Genomic DNA, 21644 nt, shown 5'->3' on the forward strand with positions numbered 1-21644 from the left:
GCGTTGCACCTTGACCGTGGCGAACAACGCTCCCTACACTGCCTCCGCTGCATCATCATAAAAACTACCGGAGGAACAATGAAAAAACTCGTCGCCGCCGCATCCCTGGCCCTGGCCCTGCTGCCCCTGGGGCACAGCGTCGCCCACGCCGCCGATTACAAGTCCGAATACCGCCTGTCCACCGTCCTCGGTCCCGCCTTTCCCTGGGGCAAGGCCGGCGAACGCTGGGCCGAACTGGTCAAGCAGAAGACCGAAGGCCGCATCAACATCAAGCTCTACCCGGGCACCAGCCTGGTGGGCGGCGACCAGACCCGGGAGTTTTCCGCCATCCGCCAGGGGGTCATCGACCTGGCCATCGGCTCCTCCATCAACTGGTCGCCCCAGGTGAAGCAGCTCAACCTGTTCTCCCTGCCGTTCCTCACGCCCGATGAAAAGAGCCTGGATGCCCTGATCAAGGGGCCGGTGGGCAAGGACCTCTTCGCCGTGCTGGAAAAGCAGGGCGTGGTGCCCCTGGCCTACGGCGAGAATGGCTTCCGCGAGCTTTCCAATTCCCGGCACCCCATCCGTACCCCGGCGGACCTGAAGGGCATGAAGATCCGCGTCGTCGGTTCCCCCATTTTCATCGATGCCTTCTCCGCCCTCGGCGCCAATCCCACCCAGATGAGCTGGGCCGATGCCCAGCCGGCCCTGGCCACCAAGGCCGTGGACGGCCAGGAAAATCCCCTCTCCGTGTTCAATGCGGCCAAGCTGCACACCCTGGGCCAGCAACACCTGACCCTGTGGGGCTACATGACGGATCCCCTGATTTTCGTGGTGAACCGCAACGTCTGGAACAACTGGAGCGAAGCGGACCGCAAGGCGGTGCGCGAGGCGGCGGAACAGGCGGCGGCGGAGAACCTGGTGGCGGCGCGCAAGGGCGTCAGCCCCGGCGACGATGCCCTGCTCAAGGACATCGAGAAGAACGGCGTCACCATCACCCGGCTGACGGCCGAGCAGCGCAAGGCCTTCAAGGACCTGACCCGTCCGGTGTACGACAAGTGGGCCGAAACCGTGGGCAAGGATCTGGTGAAAAAGGCCGAGGCCGCCATCGCTGCCGGCAAGTAGGTCCTTTTCCCCTGTGCCTGCAAGATCGCCGGCCCGGGCCGGCGATCTTGTTTTTGACGAGAACAACAAGATGGATGACCAACAGAATCCCCCCTCCCGCCCCACTGCCCGCATCGAACGGGCCCTGGCGGCGGGCTGCATGGCCCTGCTGTGCCTGATCACCTTCGCCAATGTGCTGGTGCGCTACCTGACCAACGCCTCCTTCGCCTTCACCGAGGAGTTTTCCGTTTTCCTGCTGCTGGTTCTGACCCTGCTCGGTTCGGCCGGCGCCTTCGCCGACGGCCGCCACATCCGCATCACCCTGCTGGTGGACAGACTTTCCGCCAACGGACGCCGGCTTTGTTCGGCCCTGGAGTGGCTGGCCAATGTGGCCATGTTCGGCCTCCTGGCCTGGCTGGGTTACGGCATGGCCTACGACGATTTCGAATTCGAGGTCACCTCTCCCGGCCTGGGCCTGCCCCAGTGGTGGTACAGCGCCTGGCTGCCCCTGCTGTCGGCCCTGATCGTGCTGCGCCTGTTCCTATTGCTGTGGCGCCGGCGGGGAGGGCGGGCATGAGCTGGCTGCTCTTTCTTTCCTTCTTCGCCCTGATGCTCCTGGGCGTGCCCCTGGGCACGGCCATGGGCCTGGCGGGCCTGGCGGTGGTGTTCTTCGGCGACCTGGGCCTGATGTCCCTGCCCACCAGCGTCTATACCGGCATCGCCAAATATCCGCTGCTGGCCATTCCGGTCTTCGTGCTGGCCGGGATGATTTTCGAGCGCTCCGGCGTGGCCCTGCGCCTGGTGCGTTTTGCCGTGGCCCTGGTGGGCCAGCGGCGCGGCGGCCTGGCCCTGGCCGCCATTCTGGTGTGCATGGTGCTGGGCGGCATTTCCGGCTCCGGCCCGGCGGATGCGGCGGCGGTGGCCACGGTGATGATTCCCAGCATGGCCCGGGCCGGCTACCCGGCCGCCTTTTCCGCCAGCGTCATTGCTGCGGCCGGCTCCACGGCCATTCTCATCCCGCCTTCCATCGTCTTCATCCTCTACAGCGTCCTGGTGCCCCAGGCCTCGGTGCCGGCCCTCTTCGCCGCCGGCCTGATCCCGGGCCTCCTGGCCGGCCTGGCCCTGATGCTGCCGGCCTGGTGGCTGTCGGTGCGCCACGGCTTCGGCGTCGCCGGCCTGCAGGACGGAGAGGCGCGCCAGTCCTTCTGGTCGGCCCTGAAGGAGGCCAGCTGGGGCCTGCTGGCCCCGGTGATCATTCTCGGCGGCATGCGTTCCGGCGCCTTCACGCCGACGGAAGCGGCGGTTGTGGCGGTGTTCTACGGCCTGTTCGTCGGCCTGGTGATCTACCGCACCCTCAACTGGAAGAACATCTACGAAGTGCTGGTGGAGTCGGCGGAGGTTTCCGCCGTGGTCATGCTCATCATCGCCCTGGCCAGCGTCTTCGCCTGGGCCGGCAGCACCCTGGGCACCTTCGAGGCCCTGGGCGGCTGGCTGGTGGGGCTTTCCGGCAACGAGACGGCCATCCTGCTGGCGGTGACCCTGTTGTTGCTGATCGCCGGCATGTTCCTCGACGCCGTTTCCATCCTCTTCATTTTCATGCCCTTCCTGCTGCCGGTGATCCTGCACTTTGGCTGGGACCCGGTGTGGTTCGGCGTCATCCTCACCATGAACGTGGCCATCGGCCAGTTCACGCCGCCCATGGCCATCAACCTGATGGTCACCAGCCGCATTGCCGGCATCCGCATCGAGGATACGGTGCCCTGGGTGCTGTGGATGGTGGGCGCCATGCTCTCGGCCCTGCTGCTGGTGACCTTTGTTCCCGAACTGGCCACCGGCATTCCCCGATATCTGGGGTATCAATAAGATTCGGCGGAGGGGAGGGCGTATAATCCGCCCCTCCCCGAATTTTCCCCACCTTCTTCCCTTGCCTGGAAAACCATGAGTACCCTTGGCTGGATCATCACCGCCAGCTTCCTCGGCGGCGCCCTCAGCGTCATTGCCGCCGGTCTGGTGACCTTCACCCTGGGGGCAGGCAGCGTCTCCCACCTGATTTCCTACGCCATCGGCGCCCTGCTGGGGGCGGTGTTCCTGGAAATCCTGCCCCATGCCCTGGAACATGGCGATCCCCACACCATGGCGGCCACCATCCTGGGCGGCATCCTGATTTTCTTCGTCCTGGAAAAACTGGTGCTGTGGCGCCACTGCCACGACCATCACTGCGAAGCCCACGACGCCCATCCGCCGGCCCACGACCACGGCCGTTCCGGCCTGCTGATCCTGATCGGCGACACCTTCCACAATTTCGTGGACGGCATCCTCATCGCCGCCGCCTTCCTGGAAGACACCCAGCTGGGCATCGTCACCGCCCTGGCCATCATCGCCCACGAAATTCCCCAGGAGCTGGGTGATTTCCTGGTGCTGCTGCATTCCGGCTATTCCCGGGCCAAGGCCCTGGCCTTCAACCTGCTGTCCAGCCTGGCCACCCTGGTGGGGGCCCTGCTGGCCTACTTCGCCCTGTCGTCCCTGCAGGAGTGGGTGCCGTCCCTGCTCGGCCTGGCTGCTGCCAGCATGCTCTATGTGGCCGTGGCCGACCTCATTCCCGGCCTGCACAAGCGGCCCGAACTCAAGGCCACCCTGCAGCAGGTGTCACTGATCGGCCTGGGCATCCTTTCCATCTGGCTGGCCCGGGAGCTGATCGCCGGCCACGCCTGAGGCGGACGGCTGCCCGGCCAGGGCCTCCTGGCGCTTTGCCTCCTGCAACTCCTGCCAGGCCCGGCGCTGCCGCCTGACCTTGGAGCCGCCCAGATAGAGGATGAGGGCGGTGGGCAGCAGCCCGTAGAAAAAGAAGGTTGCGACTCCCGCCACGATGCTGGCCTCGGTGAGGGCCATCATGAAAATGACGTAGAGCCAGCCAATGGCGATGATGTACATGGGCGCCATTATAGCGGGCCCGGCCATCGCTTCCCGGCCCGCTGCAACCAATCCTTCATCTGTCTGTAAGTCGCCTGTCAGCGCGGGGGCTTAACTTCTCCCGGAAGCCCTCCCGCGATCCTCGCTATCCCCTGGTCATTGACAGGGATCAGGCAGCCAAGCAGAATCAAACGCTCCTTCCCCGTCCTCCGCGCGCCGAGCCATTCCGCGCCCCTCAGGAGTTTCATACAAGATGGTCAGCCAGCCGGAAAACCTCCTTCCTGCGATGCAAAATTTCGTTTCTGCCGGACAGACCCTGGCCCAGAATTTCTTCGCCTTCCTGGCGAAACAACCCGGCATGACGCCGCCGCCCGCCGGCACCCTGCCGCCCCTCAAGCTGCCCAGCCCCGAGGAAATGCAGGCCCTGCACCAGGAATACCTGAAGCAGCATGCCGCCCTGTGGGCCGCCATGCTGGCCAAACGCCAGGGCCAGGAACCCGGCTTCGCCGTCCAGCCGCAGCCGGGCGACCGCCGCTTCAATGCCCCCGAGTGGTCGGAAACGCCGATGTTCGATTACATCCGCCAGGCCTACCTGCTCAATTCCAGCTTCCTGCGCCAGGTGGTCGAAGCGGTGCCGGAGGAGGACGACAAGGCCAAGAACCGCCTGCGCTTCATGGCCCGCCAGTACATCGACGCCCTCTCTCCCGCCAATTTCGCCGCCACCAATCCGGAATTCATCAAGCAGGCCGTGGAAAGCAAGGGCCAGAGCATCACCGCCGGCATCCAGAACCTGATCGCCGACATGGAGAAGGGCCGTATCTCCATGACCGACGAAAGCGTCTTCGAAGTCGGCAAGAACATTGCCACCAGCGCCGGCCAGGTGATCTTTGAAAACGAGCTGATGCAGCTGATCCAGTACGAGCCCCTGACGCCCAAGGTGGCCAAGCGGCCCCTGCTGATCGTGCCGCCCTGCATCAACAAGTTCTACATCCTCGACCTGCAGCCGGAGAATTCCCTGGTCCGCTATGCGGTGGAGCAGGGCAACACGGTGTTCCTCGTTTCCTGGCGCAACCCCAAGGCCGACCTGGAGAAATACACCTGGGAGGACTACCTGGAGAAGGCCGCCATCACCGCCATCGAGGTCGTGCGCAGCGTCTGCAAGGTGGATCAGATCAACGCCCTCGGCTTCTGCGTCGGCGGCACCATCCTCTCCAGCGCCCTGGCGGTGCTGGCCGCCCGCGGCGAGGACCCGGTGGCCAGCCTGACCCTGCTCACCACCCTGCTGGATTTTTCCGACACGGGCGAGATCGGCCTGCTCATCGACGACAACTTCCTCGCCCTGAAGGAAAGCCAGATCGGCCAGGGCGGCCTGCTGTCGGCCAAGGAGCTGTCCTCCACCTTCTCCGCCCTGCGCGCCAACGACCTGGTGTGGAACTACGTCGCCAACAACTACCTGAAGGGCAAGAAGCCGGACGCCTTCGACCTGCTGTACTGGAACTGCGACAGCACCAATCTGCCGGGTCCCTTCGCCTGCTGGTACATGCGCAACCTGTACCAGAACAACAGCCTGCGCATCCCGGGCAAGCTGGAAATGTGCGGCGTGCGCGTGGATCTGGGCCGGGTGGTCATGCCCAGCTACATCCTGGCAGCCCGGGAAGACCACATCGTGCCCTGGCAGACCGCCTACCAATCCACCCGCCTGCTGGGCGGCCCGTCCCGCTTCGTTCTCGGCGCCTCCGGCCATATCGCCGGCGTCGTCAATCCGGCCGCCAAGAACAAGCGCAGTTTCTGGAGCGGCAGCGACCAGAAGCTGGATGCAGATTCCTGGCTGGCCGCCGCCACCGAACACAAGGGCAGCTGGTGGTCCGACTGGAGCGCCTGGCTGCAGCAGTTCGCCGGCGGCGAGGTGGCGGCCCGCAGCAAACTGGGCAATGCCCGCTACAAGCCGCTGGAACCGGCCCCCGGCCGTTACGTCAAGGAAAAGGCCGTCTGAGGCGGCCTGACACCTACATCTGATACAACCGCAAGAAATGCAGCGGGGCGGGGGAGGGGGCTCCCGTCCTGACAACTTTTACCCCATGACTACAAGGAAGGATGAGCTATGAGCAAAGTTGCACTCGTCACCGGCGCCCTGGGCGGCCTGGGTACCGCCATCAGCCAGGCCCTGGCCAAGGAAGGCTACAAGGTCGTTGCCGCCTACCACCCCGAATTCGACAAAAAGGAAGAGTGGCTGGCCGAGCAGGAAGCAGCCGGTTTCAAGGACTTCGTCCTGGTGCCGGGCGACGTTTCCGATTATGAGTCCGCCAAGGCCATGATCGCCGAAGCCGAAGCCAAGGCCGGCCCCATCGACATCCTGGTGAACAACGCCGGCATTACCCGCGACAAGTTCTTCGTCAAGATGGACAAGGGCCAGTGGGATGCGGTCATCAACACCAACCTGAACAGCCTGTTCAACGTCACCCACCACGTCGCCGCCAAGATGGGCGAGCGGGGCTGGGGTCGCATCGTGAACATTTCCTCCGTGAATGGCGTCAAGGGTCAGGCTGGCCAGACCAACTATTCCGCCGCCAAGGCCGGCGTCATCGGCTTCACCAAGGCCCTGGCCCAGGAATTCGCCGCCAAGGGCGTCACCGTGAACGCCATCGCCCCGGGCTACGTGGCCACCAAGATGGTGACCGCCATCCGCGAGGACATCCTCAAGGGCATCATCGACTCCGTGCCCATGAAGCGCCTGGCCAAGCCCGAGGAAATCGGCGCCGCCGTGGTGTACCTGACCTCCGAACTGGCCGGCTTCGTCACCGGTGCCACCCTCAACATCAACGGTGGCCTGTACTACCAGTAATCGTCTGGCCGCAAGGCTGCACCTGGAGCCCCGCCCCGGCGGGGCTTGTTTTTTCTGTATAATCCGCCAGATAGCCGATCCGGGACGCCCGGGTTGAATATAAAAATATCGGCCAGACCTCTTTTTGGCACTCAACGCACCGGAGCCCGCCCCATGACGGAACCAGCCCGCCTCATCAAGAAGTATCCCAACCGCCGACTCTACGACACCAAAACCAGTGCCTACATCACCCTGGCGGATGTGAAGGAACTGGTGCTGCGCTTCGAAGACTTCAAGGTGGTGGATGCCAAGAGCGGCGAGGACCTGACCCGCAGCATCCTGCTGCAGATCATCCTGGAAGAGGAATCCGGCGGCATGCCCCTGTTCTCCTCCGAATTGCTGGCCCAGATCATTCGTTACTACGGCAATGCCATGCAGGGCATGCTGGGCAAGTACCTGGAAACCAACATCAAGGCCTTCGCCGACGTGCAGGCCAAGCTGCAGGAGCAGTCCCGCTCCCTCTACGGCGAAGCCAACCAGGTTCAGGCCCAGACGGACCTGTGGGCCCAGTTCCTGAATTTCCAGGGGCCGGCCATGCAAAGCATGATGTCCGCCTATGTGGACCAGAGCAAAAAGATGTTCCAGCAGATGCAGGACCAACTGCAGAGCCAGACCCGCAACATGTTCACCGGCTTCCAGTTCCCCGGCGCCCAGCCGGACGACCGGAAGGGCGAGTGAATCGATCAAGGAAAGCAAGCTTAAGTGTCATCCGGCAATACTCCCACCCGTAGCCCCCTGCAAACCCCGACTGTCGGCTTCGTCAGTCTGGGTTGCCCCAAAGCCTCTTCCGATGCGGAGCGCATCCTGACCCAGCTGCGGGCAGAAGGCTATGAAATCTCCTCCTCCTACGACGGCGCCGACCTGGTCATCGTCAATACCTGCGGCTTCATCGACGCCGCGGTGGAGGAATCCCTGGACGCCATCGGCGAGGCCCTCACCGAAAACGGCAAGGTCATCGTCACCGGTTGCCTGGGCGCCAAGGGCGACATCGTCCAAAGCACCCACCCGTCCGTGCTGGCCGTCACCGGCCCCCATGCGGCGGAGGAGGTGATGGGCCATGTGCACAGCCACCTGCCCAAGCCCCACGACCCCTTCATGGACCTGGTGCCGGAGGCCGGCATCCGCCTGACGCCCCAGCATTTCGCCTACCTGAAGATTTCCGAAGGCTGCAACCACAGTTGCACCTTCTGCATCATTCCCAGCCTGCGCGGCCCCCTGGTCTCCCGCCCCATCGGCGACGTGCTGCAGGAAGCCAAGGCCCTGGCCGAGGCCGGGGTGAAGGAACTGCTGGTCATTTCCCAGGACACCAGCGCCTACGGCGTGGATCTGAAATACCGCACCGGCTTCGTCGGCGGCCGCCCGGTCAAGACCCGGCTCAAGGAGCTGTGCGAGGCCCTGGCCGAGTTCGGCATCTGGGTGCGCCTGCACTACGTCTATCCCTATCCCAGCGTGGACGACCTGATTCCCCTGATGGCCGAGGGCAAGATTCTGCCTTATCTGGACGTGCCCTTCCAGCACGCCAGCCCGCGCATCCTCAAGGCCATGAAACGCCCGGCCAGCGCCGAGAACAACCTGGAGCGGATCCGTGCCTGGCGCGCCATCTGCCCGGACATCACCATCCGTTCCACCTTCATCGCCGGCTTCCCCGGCGAGACCGAGGCCGAATTCGAGGAACTGCTGCAGTTCCTGGAAGAGGCCCGTCTGGACCGGGTCGGCTGCTTCGCCTACTCCCCGGTGGACGGTGCCACCGCCAACGACCTGCCCGGCGCCCTGCCGGACGAGGTGCGGGAGGAACGCCGCCGCTACGTCATGGAGCTGCAGGAAGACATTTCCGCCGACCTCCTGGCCGCCAAGATCGACAAGGAAATCACGGTCCTGGTGGACGCGGTGGACGAGGAGGGCGCCATCGCCCGCTCCAGCGCCGATGCGCCGGAAATCGACGGCGTCGTCTATCTGGACGGCGTCTTCGACGTGGAGCCGGGCGACTTCGTCAAGGTCCGGGTGGTGGACAGCGACGCCCACGACCTTTACGCCGAGCGGGTGTGAAACCTAGGATCGGGCTCGCCCTCGGCAGCGGCTCCGCCCGGGGCTGGGCCCACATCGGCGTCATCCGCGCCCTGCGGGATGCCGGCATCGAGCCCGACATCATCTGCGGTTCCTCCATCGGCGCCTTCGTCGGCGCCGCCACTGCCTGCGGCGACCTGGACAAGCTGGAACACTGGGTGCGTAGCCTGTCCTGGAAGGAAGTCCTGGGCTTCTTCGACGTGGGCCTCAACGGCGGCCTGATCAAGGGCGAAAAGCTCCTCGATTTCTTCACCCGGCACTTCACCGACCGGGATTTCCACGACCTGCCCCTGCCTTTCGCCTGCGTCGCCACCGACCTGGGCAGCGGCCGGGAAATCTGGCTCAAGGAAGGCAGCGTGGCCCATGCGGTACGGGCCTCCATTGCCCTGCCTGGCCTGTTCGCCCCGATACCCCGGGATGGCGGCTTTCTGGTGGATGGGGGACTGGTCAATCCGGTGCCGGTGTCCCTGTGCCGGGCCATGGGGGCCGATATCGTCATCGCCGTGGACCTGGGCTCCGACATGCTGGGCCGACGCCTGCGCAACCGGGGCGAGACGCCGCCTTCCGTGGACGGCTGGCGCGGCACCCTGAAGCGCTGGCTGGGGGTGGAGGAGGGCGGCAACAGCCCGTCCATGCTCGACGTCATGGCCAGCAGCATCAACATCATGCAGGTGCGCATCGCCCGCAGCCGGCTTGCCGGCGAACCCGCCGACACCCTGATTTCCCCCCGGGTGGCCGATCTGGGCCTGCTGGATTTCCATCGGGCCAACGAGGCCATCGCCGAAGGCCGGGTGGCCACCGAACTGATGCTGCCCATGTTGCGCAGCGTCCTGGAAATGCCGGCATGAACGACCTGCAGCAGCAACTGGCCGCCATCGTCGGCCCGGTCCACGTACTGACCGGAGAGGCCGAGCTGGCGCCCTATCTGACCGACTGGCGCGGCCGCTACCGGGGCCGTGCCCTGGCCCTGGTCAAGCCCGGCTCGACGGACGAGGTCGCCGCAGTGGTGCGGGCCTGCGCCGCCGCCGGCGTGCCCATGGTGCCCCAGGGCGGCAACACCAGCCTGTGCGGGGCCGCCACGCCGGACCAGGGCGGGTGCTCGGTGCTGGTCAATCTCTCCCGTCTCAACCGCATCCGCCAGATCGATGCCGCCAACAATGCCATTACGGTGGAAGCCGGCTGCCTCCTGGCCCAGGTGCAGGAAGCGGCCGCCGCGGCAGGGCGCCTCTTTCCCCTGGCCCTGGCCTCGGAAGGCTCGTGCCAGATCGGCGGCAATCTCTCCACCAATGCGGGCGGGGTCCAGGTGCTGCGCTACGGCAACACCCGGGAACTGACTCTGGGGCTGGAAGTGGTGCTGCCCGACGGGCGCCTGTGGAACGGTCTCACCGCCCTGCGCAAGGACAACACGGGTTACGACCTGAAGGACCTTTTCATCGGTGCCGAAGGCACCCTGGGCATCATCACCGCCGCCGTGCTCAAGCTTTTTCCCCGTCCCCGGGCGGTGGTCACGGCCTGGCTGGCGGTGGCCGACGGGGCCGCCGCCATTGCCCTGCTGGGGCGGGCCCAGGCCCGCTTCGATGCCCGTTTGACGGCCTTCGAGCTGATTTCACGGCAGTCCCTCGATCTGGTGCTGCAGCATATTCCCGGCAGTCGCCAGCCCCTGGCGGCTCCGGCCCCCTGGCAGGTCTTGCTGGAGCTTGCCGACGGCGGCGCATGGGCGGACTTGCAGGCCGACCTGGAAGATTTTATCGGCGGGGAAATGGCGGATGGACGGGTCCAGGACGGAGTGCTGGCCCAGAACGAAACCCAGGCGCGGCAGTTGTGGGCCCTGCGGGAGAATATCTCCGAGGCCCAGAAAATCGAGGGCCTCAGCATCAAGCACGACATCTCGGTGCCCGTCTCCCGCATCCCGGAATTTCTCGACCTGGCTGGCACGGCGCTGGCCGCCGCCTTTCCCGGCGTGCGGGTGGTGGCCTTCGGCCATGCCGGGGACGGCAACCTGCATTACAACCTGTCCAAGGCGCAACGCCAGGACAACGACACCTTCATCGCCGCCACGCCCCAGGCCAACCGCATCGTGCACGACCTGGTGGCCCGCCTGGGCGGTTCCATCTCGGCGGAGCACGGCATCGGCCAGTTGAAGCGGGAGGAGTTGGTGCGTTACAAGGACCCGGTGGGACTGGATTTGATGCGCTGCATCAAGTCCAGTCTGGACCCCCGGGGCCTGATGAATCCGGGAAAAATTCTCTGATTCACTCTGATTCAGCTACGGTAGCCGGCCGCTGGCCGTACCCGCTGCATTTCCACGATAAGCAACCGCACCCTGCTGCGGATGCGCTCCAGGCATAGGCTTATTTCCCGTTGGTCGTGCTGCACCCGGGCAATCTTGTGCCGCAGGTGATGGATGTTGGCCAGGTATTGACGGTCGATGTCGCTGACAACGGCAGAGAGGGGATGGGGTTGCATGGGAGTCCTCCCGGGCTTGGGTGAATCCCATTATGCTGCACCGCACCAGCCACTGGAATCGGCCAAAGGTGCTAAATCCGCCCGGCCTATGCCCAAGATCATATGACTGGGGCACGGGGCAAGACGGGGGACATTGCGTCCCCCGCCAAAGACTCAGTGCAGCGTCGGCGGATTGGCGGAGAACAGCTCGGCCACGGCGGCCGCATCGAAGCGGTATTCCCGGTTGCAGATGTCGTCCCGGATGAGGATTTCGCCGTGCTCCTGCAGGATGGATTCGGCCTCTTCCCGTCCGACGGCCCGCAGCATGCTGCGCACCTTTTCCCAGTCCTCGGGGCAGGAGTAGGTCACGCTCCGGGGCGGATAGAGGCGCAGGGTTTCCTCGGCAAAGACCCGGGACAGCAGCACTTCCGTTTCCAGGCCCAGCAGTTCTTCCGGGCGCAGGGTGGCGGCCAGCTGCTGCAGGCGGTTCCAGCCGTCAGCGTCCTTGTCGTGGGCGCCCGGCAGGGTTTGCAGGAAGAGGCCGGTGACGCCCTGCTCGGAAGCCGCCAGATAGAGGCGGGAGGGCTGCTGTTCGGACTGCTGCAGGTAATGCTCGAAGACCTCGGCGATGGTATTGCCTTCCAGGGGCACGAAGCTCTGGTACGGGTCCTTGGCCTGGGGCAGGTCCAGGGTCAGCATCAGCTGGCCATGGCCCCACAGGCGCTCCAGGGGCAGGTCGCCGGCTGCCAGGCCGTCGGCCCGGGCCATGCCACGGAATTCCAGGTTTTCGTTGCAGTCGATCACCAGCAGAGAAAGGGGGCCGTCGCCCCGCAGCTGGAAGGTCAGCCGGCCCGGCTGCTTCAGCTGGGCCGCAATGATGGTGGTGACGGCGGTCATCTCGCCCAGCAGGCGGGCCACCGCCTCCGGATAGCCGCGGCTGGCCTGCATGGCCTGCCAGGAGGGACCGAGGCGGACGATGGCGCCGCGGATGTCCAGGTCTTCGAAAAGCAGGCGTTGTACGGAATCTTGCATGGGACGGGGAGGCCTTATGACTTGAAGGTTTGGGCGAAGCGTTCCGCATCGAAACCCACGCTGACCTGGTCGCCGTGTTCGATGAGGGGGCGCTTGATCAGGCTCGGATACTCACCCATGAGGGCGATGGCCTTGGTCTCATCCACGTCGGCCCGCTGCGCCTCGCTGAGTTTCTTCCACATCAGGCCCCGGGTGTTGAGCAGGACCTGCCAGCCGGCCTTGCGGCACCACTCGGGCAGCTTGCCTGCCGCCACGCCGGCCTTCTTGTAGTCGATGAATTCGTAGGCGACACCGTTGGCTTCCAGCCAGACGAAGGCCTTCTTCATGGTGTCGCAGTTCTTGATGCCGTATACCTTGAGCATGGCAACTTCCTAATTCAAAACGCCATTTTACCGCTTCAGCTTGGCGAAGGCGGCGGCCATGGCGTTCTGGCCGGCGGGCTGGGCATCTTCCCGCTGGCGGGCCTTGGCGGTCATGGGGGCGCCGGCCGGCTTGCCGCCGCCGGTGCTCTTGCCGAAGGCATCGTCCAGCCGCATGGTGAGGGCGATGCGCTTGCGGGCCATGTCCACTTCCAGCACCTTGACCTTGACGATGTCGCCGGCCTTGACCACCTCGTGGGGGTCCTTGACGAACTTGGTGGACAGGGCGGAAACGTGCACCAGGCCGTCCTGGTGCACGCCGATGTCCACGAAGGCGCCGAAGGCGGCCACGTTGGTGACCACGCCTTCCAAGATCATGCCGGGCTGCAGGTCGCGCATTTCCTCGACACCGTCCTTGAAGACGGCGGTCTTGAACTCGGGGCGGGGATCCCGGCCCGGCTTTTCCAGTTCCTTGAGGATGTCCTGCACCGTCGGCAGGCCGAACTTCTCGTCGGTGTATTTGACGGGCTGCAGGCTCTTCACCAGGCGGGCGTCGCCGATCACTTCCTTGATGCCCTTCTTGATGTCGGCCAGGATGCGCTCCACCACCGGATAGGCTTCCGGGTGCACGGCGGAGGCATCCAGGGGGTTGTCGCTGCTGGGCACCCGCAGGAAGCCGGCGGCCTGCTCGAAGGTCTTGTCGCCCAGGCGGGGCACGTTCTTCAGGGCCAGTCGGTTGGGGAAGGGGCCGTGCTGGTCCCGGTAGGCGACGATGTTGGCCGCCAGGGTCTGGTTGAGGCCGGAAATGCGGGCCAGCAGCGGAATGGAGGCGGTGTTCACATCGACGCCGACGGCGTTCACGCAGTCTTCCACCACCCCGTCCAGGGCCCGGGCCAGCTTGGTCTGGGAGACGTCATGCTGGTACTGGCCGACACCGATGGACTTGGGCTCGATTTTTACCAGTTCGGCCAGGGGGTCCTGCAGGCGGCGGGCGATGGAGACGGCGCCGCGCAGGGAAACGTCCAGTTCCGGGAATTCCCGGGCCGCGAATTCGGAGGCGGAATAGACCGAGGCGCCGGCTTCGGACACCACCACCTTGGCCAGGGCCATGTGGGGCGAGGCGATGCGGATCAGGTCGGCGGCCAGCTTGTCCGTTTCCCGGGAAGCGGTGCCGTTGCCGATGGCGATCAGGTTCACATTGTGTTTCTGGGCCAGCACGGCCAGGGTGTGCAGGGAGCCTTCCCAGTCGCGCCGGGGCTCGTGGGGATAGATGGTGGCGGTGTCCAGCAGCTTGCCGGTCTGGTCCACCACGGCCACCTTGACCCCGGTACGCAGGCCCGGATCCAGGCCCATGGTGGCTTTCTGGCCGGCCGGGGCCGCCAGCAGGAGGTCCTTCAGGTTGCGGCCGAAGACGCGGATGGCTTCTTCCTCGGCCTTTTCCCGCAACACGGTCATCAGTTCGGTTTCCAGGTGCAGGGCCATCTTCACCCGCCAGGCCCAGCGCACCGTGTCGGCCAGCCACTTGTCGGCGGGACGGCCCTGGTCCTTGATGCCGAAGCGCTTGGCGATGCGCAGTTCGCAGGGATTGGGGCCGAGGGGCTTGTTCTCCTCGTCCAGTTCGGAATCGAGCACCAGGGCCAGGGAAATGGCGCCCTCGTTGCGGCCGCGGAAGAGGGCCAGGGCCCGGTGGGAGGGAATGTCGCTGATGGCTTCCGAGTATTCGAAATAGTCGCGGAACTTGGCGCCGGCTTCTTCCTGGCCAGCGATCAGGGTGGACTTGAGGATGCCATGTTCGTCCAGGTAGGTGCGCAGGCTGCCCAGCAGCTCCGCGTCCTCGGCGAACTGCTCCATGAGGATCTGGCGGGCGCCGTCCAGCACGGCCTTGGTGTCGGCAAAACCGGCTTCGGCGTTGAAGTATTTTTCCGCCTCGCTTTCCGGCACCAGGGTCGGATCGGCCAGCAGGGCATCGGCCAGCGGCTGCAGGCCGGCTTCCCGGGCTATCTGGGCCTTGGTGCGGCGCTTCTGCTTGTAGGGCAGGTAGAGGTCTTCCAGGCGCTGCTTGGTGTCCGCCATGTCCACGGCGGCCTTCAGCTCGGGGGTCAGCTTGCCCTGTTCGTCGATGCTGGCGAGGACGGCGGCGCGGCGGTCTTCCAGTTCCCGCAGATAGGTCAGGCGCTCTTCCAGGTTGCGCAGCTGGGTGTCGTCCAGGCCGCCGGTGACTTCCTTCCGGTAGCGGGCGATGAAGGGCACGGTGGCGCCTTCGTCCAGCAGGGCCACGGCGGCCATGACCTGTTGCGGGCGGGCGCCCAGTTCCTCGGCGATGCGATGTTCGATGGGAGGCAGCATGAGACTCGGGGGAAAGGGGAAAAAGAGGGCGAACTATGCACCAAAGCCGCCGCATAAGACAAGGCAGCGGGGCCCGCTCGGGGATATGGCATATAAGTGCCGGCGCAACTGAGGTAAGATGACACCTTTCCCGTTCTGTCGGGCTGAGAATGAATGCTGGCGCGGTTTTTCAGCGACAGCCCCAATTCTTCCTTGTCTGGCGGGACTTGGCGGCTGCCATGCCCCGGAACCCAACGCCGAGACACCCTTTTTGACCAAGCAAAACGGCATTTCCTCGCGACAGTTCGTCTATGTCGTCATCGCCTTGCTGGCCTTGGCGGGCTTTTGCGCCTTGCTGGGTCTGGAACTGAACCATTCCTACGACACGGAAATGGCCTTTGCCCGGCGCAATGTGGAAAACCTAGCGGACAGCCTGGAAGGCCGCACCCGGGGCGCTGTGGAGAAGATCGACCTGGTGCTGCTGGAAGTCCAGTATTCCATGCAGCAGCGCCTGGCCAAGGGCCCCGTTTCGCCCCAGGCCGTCAATGCGGAACTGGCCCGGCTGCTCTCCCGCATTCCCGAGTCCCAGAGCCTGCGGGTGGCCGACGCCACCGGCACCTTCCGCTACGACGCCAGCGGCAAGATATCCAGCCAGAGCATCGGCGACCGGGCCTATTTCCAGCGCAACAAGAACGATCCCAAGGCGGGCCTGGTCTTTTCCGAGCCGATTTTCGCCCGCATCACCCAGAACTGGGTCATCACCCTCAGCCGCAGCCTGCGGGACAAGGACGGGCGCTTCCTCGGCCTGGTCCAGGCCGCCGTCAATGCGGACAGCCTGCAGCAGCACTTCCAGACCCTGAACGTGGGGGAGGGTGGCGTGGTGGCCCTGTACGACGCCGAACTGCGCCTCATCGCCCGCACCCCGCCCCTGCCCAACCGGCTGGGCAAGAGCATCCTCAACACGGAAATCAGCGACAACATCCGCAGCCGGGAGAAGGGGGCCTTCGAGGCCCTCTCGCATCAGGACGGCATTCGCCGCGTGTTCGGCTTTCGGCGCCTGGAAAACCTGCCCTTCGTGGTTTTCGTCGGCCTCTCCCGGGACGAGGTGCTGTCCGAGTGGTATCGCAAGCTCACCTATTACGGCGCCACTGCCGTGGTGCTGGCCCTGGCCCTGCTGGGCCTGATCCTGGTGTGGCAGCGCAGTTACGTGCGGGCGGTGTCCATGGCCCACACCATGACCAATGCCTACGACGAAAGCTCCTCCCGCATCCGGGCCCTGCTGGACAGCATTCCCGACCTGGCCTGGATCAAGGACAACGCCTTCCGCTTCCACGCCGTCAACGAGGCCTACGCCCGCATGTGCGGCAAGCCGGCTGAGGAAATCGTCGGCAAGACCGTGTTCCAGGTCTGGCCCGAAGCCCTGGCGCGGACCTTCCAGAATCACGACGAAGCCGTGCTGGCCAGCGGCAAGCCGGGCCACTTCGAAGTCCTGGTAACCAATGGGGAAGGGCAGCCGCGTACCCTGGACTACATCCGGGTGCCGGTGCACAACGAGGAGGGCGAGGTCGTCGGCATGGCCGGCATCGCCCGGGACATCACGGAGCGCAAGGAAGCCGAAGCCCGCATCCGCCATCTGGCGGAGCACGACGCCCTGACCGACCTGCCCAACCGCAGCCTGCTCAGTTCCCGCATGGCCGATGCCATCAACCGCTCGGTCGGCAGCCAGGCGCCCATGGCCCTGCTGCTCCTGGATCTGGACCATTTCAAGAACATCAACGATTCCCTCGGCCATGAGGTCGGCGACAAGCTGCTCCAACTGGCGGCGGAGCGCCTGCGCCACACCCTGGACGCGGCGGACACCCTGAGCCGTTCCGGCGGCGACGAATTCGCCATCCTCCTCACCGAATGCAGCGGCGCCCCCATGATCGGGCGCATCGCCCAGCGCCTGCTGGAAACCATGGCCCAGCCCTTCAATGTGGACGGGCACGAACTGGTGCTGTCAGCCTCCGTCGGCATCAGCATGTATCCCCACGACGGCACCGATCTCGGCGCCCTGCTGAAGAACGCCGATGCCGCCATGTATTCGGCCAAGGCTGCCGGTCGCAATACCTACCAGTTCTTCACGCCGGAAATGAACGCCCGGGTATTCGAACGCCTGTCCCTGGAAAACAGCCTGCGCAAGGCCCTGCCGCGCCAGGAACTGATGCTCTACTACCAGCCCCAATACCGGGTCGGCGGCGGCGATCCCATCGGTTTCGAGGCCCTCTTGCGCTGGCGCCATCCCGAACTGGGCCTGGTGCCGCCGGCCCGCTTCATTCCCATCGCCGAGGAAACCAACCTGATCCTGCCCATCGGCGAATGGGTCCTGGCCGAGGCCTGCCGGCAGCAGATGGCCTGGCAGAGGGCAGGGCAGCCGGCCACCACGGTGGCAGTGAATCTTTCCCCGGTGCAGTTCCGGCAGCGCAATCTGGTCTCCTTGGTGCAGCGGGTGCTGGCCGAAACGGGCCTGCCGGCCGCCCAGCTGGAGCTGGAAATCACCGAAAGCCTGCTCATGGACGACACCGAACGGGCCGTCGAGGTGCTGCACGAACTGAAGTCCCTGGGCATCCGTCTGTCCCTGGACGATTTCGGCACCGGCTATTCCAGCCTCAGCTACCTGAAGCGTTTCCCCCTGGACAAGATCAAGATCGACCAGTCCTTCGTGCGCGACATGATCAAGGATTCGGGCGACGCCGCCATCATCCAGGCCATCATCGCCATTGCCGCCAAGCTGGAACTGGGCGTCATTGCCGAAGGGGTGGAAAACCAGTCCCAGCTGGACTACCTGGCCCTGCACCAGTGCGGCGAAGTCCAGGGTTATCTGTTCAGCCCGCCGGTACCGGCCGCCGAGGTTTGCCGCTTCTTCAATTCGGCCACCCGGGCCCCGGCGCCAATGGCATAATCGGTCGGAACAACCGTCAATTCAGCCAACCAACAACGATTCCAAGAGGAGCGAGCCCATGCAAGTACAAACCCATCTGTTCGGCACCATCGAAGTGGATCCCGACACCGTCATTTCCTTCCCGGCCGGCCTGACGGGTTTCGAATCCAGCGTGCGCTACAAGCTGGTGCATGAGGCAGCAGAAGGGGAGCCGGTCAGCTTCACCCTGCAGTCGGTGGACAATCCTTCCGTGGCTTTCCAGATCATCGATCCGACCGCCATCGGTTTCCAGTACGAACTGGAACTGTCCGATGCCGAACGCGTCGCCCTCAAGGTCGATCAACCCGAAGACGTAGCCGTGATGCTGCTGCTGTTCAAACAGGAGACGGCCAAGCAACTGGGCGCCAACGTGCGCGCACCGCTGCTGATCAACGTCAAGACCCGGCTCGGTCTGCAGAAGGTGATCGGCAACTGCCGTCCCCGTATCACCGTCAGCAACCTCAGCTCCGCGGTGGGCTGATCCCGAAAGAGGCCTGCGGGCCTCTTTTCTTTCATACATATTATTTTACATAATACAAATCGTTTGGACGCGTTTTCGAGAAGGGGAGGGCGTTTCTAGCACTCTCCGTCACTTTCAAAGTGACAGGCTCCAATACTGGCGCGGCATTCGCGTCTTTTGGCGCAGTTGAAAACATTACAAGTCCGGACAATGTCATAAAAATTCCTGCCGCTTTGCTCAAATTTTGAGCAAAAGGGCGCAGGTATTCCCGCACCTTTTCGTCCTTCTCCGTTACCAATTCTGAGGCGGCCTGCACGGTAGTCTCCGGCACCCCAATTAGCTCCGCCAGCTTCCAGCAGGCTGTGGTCTTTAGGCCACGTCGTCCAGCCTTCGCGTCACTTATCGAACTCCGCGCCACTCCAAGGAAATCCGCCAGCTTTAGCGCGTTTCCGGCCCGTGTTTCGCCCATCTCGATGTAATCACGCAATTCCATTTGTATGACCTTTTGGCTATTGATTCGCAATTTGCGAACATGGTAGCGTTCCACCTGTCGCAATTTGCGAACATTCGCAAGTCTGCGACAAGTGAACCTTAACCCGTAGGTAGATGAAAGGAAAGTGGAAATGCTCAAGATCGAAGTCCAGGCCGCCGAGGCCAACGTCAAGCAAGGCACCTCCGTCAAAACCGGCAAGCCCTATAGCATCCGCGAACAGGACGCCTGGGCCTACTGCTATGACCAGCAGGGCCGCCCGCATCCGCACCCCATGCGCATCCGTGTGACCCTGGAAGATAATCAGCAGCCTTACGCCCCGGGCACCTACACCCTGGCCCCGGAATCCCTGTTCGTCGATAAGTTCGGCCAGCTGGCCATCCGCGCCAAACTGCGCGTGGCTGATAAGTCCCTCAAGGCCGCCTAAAGGGTAGGGGAGGGGTCATGCTCCGTACCGGCTATATCCCGCTTTGGTCAGTGCGAGAAGAGTTGGACTATCGCATTCGCGCCATTGAGCAATGCCGTATGTGGGGCTTCCGTAGTCGCTCCGGTCCCCGGCATGGTTCCTGGGCACTTTCGAATCCTCTCAACTGATGGCAATGCACGCCACTTACGCAAAGCCCCAGGGCGACGGCTCCCATGCCGTCCCTCTGTGGGCCGTGGCCCAGGAAGCCCACCGCCACACCAAAGCCGTTCCGGCCTACGTCGTGCGCTCCTGCCCCACCTGTTCCTCCCATCGCATCATCGCCAACGGCCCCCGCGAGGGCCAGCTTGCCTGCCTTATCGGCATCCGTGGCGCCTCCCTGGTCGGTTCCTTCGACTGCTCCCTTTACACCCCTGAATCAGAAGCCTACCGGCTCCCCCAGGCCAAATGAGCGAATCAACCGTCTTTTGCGACTGGCTTTCCATGTACCAAATACATTCCAACTCCGGCGAGTTGCCTATTCTCAATGACGGGCAGGTTATCAAGGTGAGCGCACCTCGTTTGCGCCAGTGTGCTGACCTTGATAGCGGCTGCATCGTCTATGGCATGGCAGGCGAGGAAATCGAATACACCTCGGCTAGCCGCATGGAACATGAAGGCAGCTACGAGACAAAAATCCAGCTTCGTTGTGACGGCTCCAAGGTCGAAATCAGCGGCAACCTGGGGCGCTTTGGACGCCCGGATAACCTCTTCGGCGTCGGCGTCCTCGAGTGCGTCGAGATAGCCAACCGCATCGTCACAAGCCTGGGCCTTCCTCCGTTTGAAGTGAACGCCAAGCGTGGCGGCTTCGCCTTCTCTCAAACGCATACCAAAACCCGGGCCGTCATTACCCGGGTTGATCTCACCTGCAACTACGCCACCGGCAGCACCGAGAACGCCTCCCGCGTCCTCACCGTCATGGCAGGGCAGGCCCCCAAGCGCATGGGTAAAAACGCGGCCCCCAAGGCATACAGCAACGGCATCACCTGGAATGAGGGCAGCCGCCGTTGGTACGAAAAGTTGTATTTCAAGGCCGACGACCTGGGCAAGTTCGCTTCCCCGGAAGTCGTTGCCTACTGCCGTGACAACGGCATCCTGCGGCATGAGATTAGCCTCAAGAGCACCGAACTAGCAGAACGCGGATTAGACGATGTGTGCGGATGGGCAAGAGTGGAAGAGGGCAGACGAATGGAAAACGTGATCTATGGCCGCTTTGCGGAAAAGCTGCACCGGAACGAGGTAAGTATCACCTCGTTGGACGATATCCCTGGCCGGATCGGCGAGGTGGCCGCCAGCTACTACGCGGGCCGGGATGTGTGGCGCGACGAAACCAAGACCAAACGCACTCGGCAGATGTGGCGTAAGGCCCTCCTGCCGTTCGGTATCGACATTTCCCAGCCACCCAACATCCAGCATTTCGCGGCCCGGATTCGGGTTGTCGAGATGGTCCCGGCTGCTGTGCCGCACTGGTACAGAACGGAGGCTGCGTAATGCTCCGCCCCGCCCTTTTGGCCGTGGCCCTTTCCGGCCTTCTTTACTGGCTTGTCGTGGCTCCTATTTCTTCCGCCGGCCAACGTACTGGCTATAACCCTGCCGCACTTCTCGAGGTTCGCCGGTAATGGCCCTCTGCGTCGAACTCAATCAAGCCGGCCAGCTTCAGCTGGTCGCTACTCAACCCGCCGACCTGACCGCCTGTTCCCTGGTTGTCATGTCTGGCTCTGAATTCGTCAGTGCCCAGGCTAGTCCCTGGAATCTGACCCCGGAGCAAGGTTCTCAGATCGGGGGCGCAATCCTCGTTCTGTGGGCTCTCGCGTGGGTGTTCCGCATTCTTGCCGGAATGCTCAATTCTTCTCACCAACCCGAAAAGGAGTCTCAACCATGAAAAAGAAGCTCGTTGCTCTGTCCGCTCTCGCCGGTTCCCTGCTGTCCGTCGGTTCCGCTCACGCCGCCGTCGATGTGACCGCCGTTACCACTGAAATTTCCGGCGCTGCTGCTCCCATTGCCGCCATCGGTGGTGCTGTGCTGGTGATCCTGGTCACCGCCGCTGTTTACAAGTGGGTTCGTCGCGCACTGTAACAGCAAGGGGGGGAGGTATGCCGGGAGCGCAATGCGCCCCGGCTGCCTCCCCCCCGCTTCGTTTACTGGAGGTCGGACCATGGGTCTATGGGTATTA

The 21644-nt window shown here is 64.2% G+C and carries 22 protein-coding genes; 16 read left to right on the forward strand and 6 right to left on the reverse strand.

Annotated elements, in window-relative coordinates; genetic code table 11:
- The first annotated feature begins 78 nt into the window (after positions 1–78).
- From AC3QLZ_RS01825 to AC3QLZ_RS01840, 4 genes are all read left to right on the forward strand, one after another.
- Complete coding sequence (locus AC3QLZ_RS01825) at positions 79–1104, forward strand: DctP family TRAP transporter solute-binding subunit (protein WP_014237566.1); 1026 nt, start codon at positions 79–81, stop codon at positions 1102–1104.
- 70 nt (positions 1105–1174) lie between these two features.
- A complete protein-coding gene (locus AC3QLZ_RS01830; RefSeq protein WP_014237567.1) occupies positions 1175–1660 on the forward strand; it encodes a TRAP transporter small permease in 486 nt (161 codons plus the stop codon).
- Positions 1657–2946: a TRAP transporter large permease gene (locus tag AC3QLZ_RS01835; protein WP_014237568.1), complete on the forward strand. Its 1290-nt coding sequence runs from the start codon at positions 1657–1659 to the stop codon at positions 2944–2946. The genes AC3QLZ_RS01830 and AC3QLZ_RS01835 overlap by 4 nt, the downstream gene beginning before the upstream one ends.
- Before the next feature lie 75 nt (positions 2947–3021).
- Positions 3022–3795: a ZIP family metal transporter gene (locus tag AC3QLZ_RS01840; RefSeq protein WP_014237569.1), complete on the forward strand. Its 774-nt coding sequence runs from the start codon at positions 3022–3024 to the stop codon at positions 3793–3795.
- Here AC3QLZ_RS01840 and AC3QLZ_RS01845 read toward each other — a convergent pair.
- Complete coding sequence (locus AC3QLZ_RS01845) at positions 3730–4023, reverse strand: hypothetical protein (protein WP_202946033.1); 294 nt, start codon at positions 4021–4023, stop codon at positions 3730–3732. The genes AC3QLZ_RS01840 and AC3QLZ_RS01845 overlap by 66 nt on opposite strands.
- 223 nt (positions 4024–4246) lie before the next feature.
- Between AC3QLZ_RS01845 and phaC the strand changes: the two genes are divergently transcribed.
- The 6 genes from phaC (at position 4247) to AC3QLZ_RS01875 (ending at position 11189) form a co-directional block, all read left to right on the forward strand.
- Positions 4247–5986: a class I poly(R)-hydroxyalkanoic acid synthase gene (gene phaC / locus AC3QLZ_RS01850; RefSeq protein ID WP_014237571.1), complete on the forward strand. Its 1740-nt coding sequence runs from the start codon at positions 4247–4249 to the stop codon at positions 5984–5986.
- A gap of 108 nt (positions 5987–6094) precedes the next feature.
- A complete protein-coding gene (locus tag AC3QLZ_RS01855; RefSeq protein ID WP_014237572.1) occupies positions 6095–6835 on the forward strand; it encodes a beta-ketoacyl-ACP reductase in 741 nt (246 codons plus the stop codon).
- A gap of 153 nt (positions 6836–6988) precedes the next feature.
- Positions 6989–7552: a polyhydroxyalkanoate synthesis repressor PhaR gene (gene phaR / locus AC3QLZ_RS01860; RefSeq protein WP_014237573.1), complete on the forward strand. Its 564-nt coding sequence runs from the start codon at positions 6989–6991 to the stop codon at positions 7550–7552.
- A 24-nt stretch (positions 7553–7576) separates the two neighbouring features.
- On the forward strand, positions 7577–8920 hold the full coding sequence (gene rimO / locus AC3QLZ_RS01865) for a 30S ribosomal protein S12 methylthiotransferase RimO (protein ID WP_014237574.1): 1344 nt from the start codon (positions 7577–7579) through the stop codon (positions 8918–8920).
- Positions 8917–9786, forward strand: a complete 870-nt coding sequence (gene rssA, locus AC3QLZ_RS01870; RefSeq protein ID WP_014237575.1) for a patatin-like phospholipase RssA — start codon at positions 8917–8919, stop codon at positions 9784–9786. The genes rimO and rssA overlap by 4 nt, the downstream gene beginning before the upstream one ends.
- A complete protein-coding gene (locus AC3QLZ_RS01875) occupies positions 9783–11189 on the forward strand; it encodes an FAD-binding oxidoreductase (protein WP_014237576.1) in 1407 nt (468 codons plus the stop codon). The genes rssA and AC3QLZ_RS01875 overlap by 4 nt, the downstream gene beginning before the upstream one ends.
- A gap of 11 nt (positions 11190–11200) precedes the next feature.
- Here AC3QLZ_RS01875 and AC3QLZ_RS01880 read toward each other — a convergent pair whose 3' ends face one another.
- The 4 genes from AC3QLZ_RS01880 to AC3QLZ_RS01895 form a co-directional block, all read right to left on the reverse strand.
- On the reverse strand, positions 11201–11404 hold the full coding sequence (locus AC3QLZ_RS01880) for a hypothetical protein (RefSeq protein WP_014237577.1): 204 nt from the start codon (positions 11402–11404) through the stop codon (positions 11201–11203).
- Between the two features lie 153 nt (positions 11405–11557).
- Complete coding sequence (gene hslO, locus AC3QLZ_RS01885; protein ID WP_014237578.1) at positions 11558–12415, reverse strand: Hsp33 family molecular chaperone HslO; 858 nt, start codon at positions 12413–12415, stop codon at positions 11558–11560.
- Between the two features lie 14 nt (positions 12416–12429).
- Complete coding sequence (locus AC3QLZ_RS01890; RefSeq protein ID WP_014237579.1) at positions 12430–12777, reverse strand: arsenate reductase; 348 nt, start codon at positions 12775–12777, stop codon at positions 12430–12432.
- Between the two features lie 27 nt (positions 12778–12804).
- Entirely contained in the window at positions 12805–15120 is a 2316-nt protein-coding gene (locus AC3QLZ_RS01895) for a Tex family protein (RefSeq protein ID WP_014237580.1), read from the reverse strand.
- Between the two features lie 250 nt (positions 15121–15370).
- On the opposite strand from AC3QLZ_RS01895, the gene AC3QLZ_RS01900 reads away from it, so the two are divergent.
- Positions 15371–18040, forward strand: coding sequence for a bifunctional diguanylate cyclase/phosphodiesterase (locus AC3QLZ_RS01900; protein WP_014237581.1), 2670 nt, complete (start codon positions 15371–15373; stop codon positions 18038–18040).
- 58 nt (positions 18041–18098) lie between these two features.
- Positions 18099–18539 carry a flagellar assembly protein FliW gene (gene fliW, locus AC3QLZ_RS01905; RefSeq protein WP_014237582.1) on the forward strand — a complete coding sequence of 147 codons (441 nt, stop codon included), beginning with the start codon at positions 18099–18101 and terminating at the stop codon, positions 18537–18539.
- Positions 18540–18579: 40 nt separating this feature from the next.
- On the opposite strand, the gene AC3QLZ_RS01910 is transcribed toward fliW, so the two are convergent.
- On the reverse strand, positions 18580–19011 hold the full coding sequence (locus AC3QLZ_RS01910) for a hypothetical protein (protein ID WP_492783299.1): 432 nt from the start codon (positions 19009–19011) through the stop codon (positions 18580–18582).
- Positions 19012–19141: 130 nt separating this feature from the next.
- On the opposite strand from AC3QLZ_RS01910, the gene AC3QLZ_RS01915 reads away from it, so the two are divergent.
- The 4 genes from AC3QLZ_RS01915 to AC3QLZ_RS01930 all read left to right on the forward strand — a co-directional run bounded on the left by AC3QLZ_RS01915 (position 19142) and on the right by AC3QLZ_RS01930 (position 21547).
- Entirely contained in the window at positions 19142–19435 is a 294-nt protein-coding gene (locus AC3QLZ_RS01915) for a single-stranded DNA-binding protein (RefSeq protein WP_492783300.1), read from the forward strand.
- Positions 19436–19607: 172 nt separating this feature from the next.
- Positions 19608–19883: a hypothetical protein gene (locus AC3QLZ_RS01920; protein ID WP_492783301.1), complete on the forward strand. Its 276-nt coding sequence runs from the start codon at positions 19608–19610 to the stop codon at positions 19881–19883.
- Positions 19880–20962, forward strand: coding sequence for a phage/plasmid replication domain-containing protein (locus AC3QLZ_RS01925; RefSeq protein ID WP_492783302.1), 1083 nt, complete (start codon positions 19880–19882; stop codon positions 20960–20962). The genes AC3QLZ_RS01920 and AC3QLZ_RS01925 overlap by 4 nt, the downstream gene beginning before the upstream one ends.
- A 387-nt stretch (positions 20963–21349) precedes the next feature.
- Positions 21350–21547 carry a major capsid protein gene (locus AC3QLZ_RS01930; RefSeq protein ID WP_014237589.1) on the forward strand — a complete coding sequence of 66 codons (198 nt, stop codon included), beginning with the start codon at positions 21350–21352 and terminating at the stop codon, positions 21545–21547.
- Positions 21548–21644: the final 97 nt, after the last annotated feature.

The sequence above is a fragment of the Azospira sp. MPR-LB4 genome (assembly GCF_058809525.1).